Source organism: Aquipuribacter hungaricus (assembly GCF_037860755.1).
Taxonomy (GTDB): Bacteria; Actinomycetota; Actinomycetes; order Actinomycetales; family JBBAYJ01; genus Aquipuribacter; species Aquipuribacter hungaricus.
Genome location: NZ_JBBEOI010000464.1, coordinates 1 through 941 on the forward strand (window position 1 = coordinate 1; position 941 = coordinate 941).

The window sequence follows — 941 nt, forward strand, 5'->3', positions numbered from 1 at the left end:
AGCGGTGGATGCGGCGGGTCGCCGCCGCCCCGCAGCCGGAGGTGGCACCGCCCGTCCTGCCCCCGGGACCCCCCGCGTAGGGTGCGCCGACGTGACCAGCACCGACGGCCCCGCCGACGCAGGCACGGGTGCCGTGCCCCGGCCCGACCGTGCGGCCGGCCGCCTGGGCGTCGGGGTCGTGGGTGCCGGTCGCGTGGGCGCGGTGCTCGCCTCGGCCCTGCGCGCTCAGGGGCACGCGGTGGTCGGCGCGTCGGGCGTCAGCGAGGCCAGCCGCGAGCGGATCGAGCTGCTCCTGCCCGGCGTCCCCCGCCTGGAGGTGGCCGAGGTGGTCCGCCGCGCCGAGCTCGTCCTCCTCGCCGTGCCCGACGACGCCCTGGCCGACCTCGTCGCCGGGCTGGCCGCCACGGGGGCCTGGCAGGCGGGCCAGCTCGTCGTCCACACCTCCGGCCGCCACGGTGCCGCGGTCCTGGCCCCCGCGGCCGCGGCCGGCGCGATCGGCCTGGCGGTGCACCCCGCCATGACGTTCACCGGCACGAGCCTCGACCTGGCCCGGCTGCCGGGCTCGTCGATGGCGGTCACGGCGCCGGCCGTCGTCCTGCCGGTCGCGCAGGCGCTCGTCATCGAGATGGGCGCGGAGCCCGTGGTCGTGCCGGAGCGGGCCCGCGCCGCCTACCACGCGGCGCTGGCGCACGCCTCGAACCACGTGGTCACCGTGCTCGCGCAGTCCCGCCAGCTGCTGGCCGACGCCGGGGTCGAGGGGGCCGCGGGCCTGCTCGGGCCGCTCGTGCTGGCCGCCGTGGACAACGCCGTCCGCTCGGGCGACCTGGCGCTCACCGGCCCGGTGGCCCGCGGTGACGCCGGCACCGTCCGCACCCACCTGGCCGCCCTCGCCGCCGCCGACGCCGGGCGGGACCCGGCCGAGGCGGTCGCGCCGACGTACC

1 protein-coding gene is annotated in these 941 nt (G+C 80.6%); it reads left to right on the top strand.

Annotated elements, in window-relative coordinates:
* Positions 1 to 133: 133 nt before the first annotated feature.
* Positions 134 to 941, top strand: an 808-nt coding sequence (locus WCS02_RS20635; protein WP_340296188.1) for a Rossmann-like and DUF2520 domain-containing protein, incomplete at its 3' end; no start/stop codon positions are given.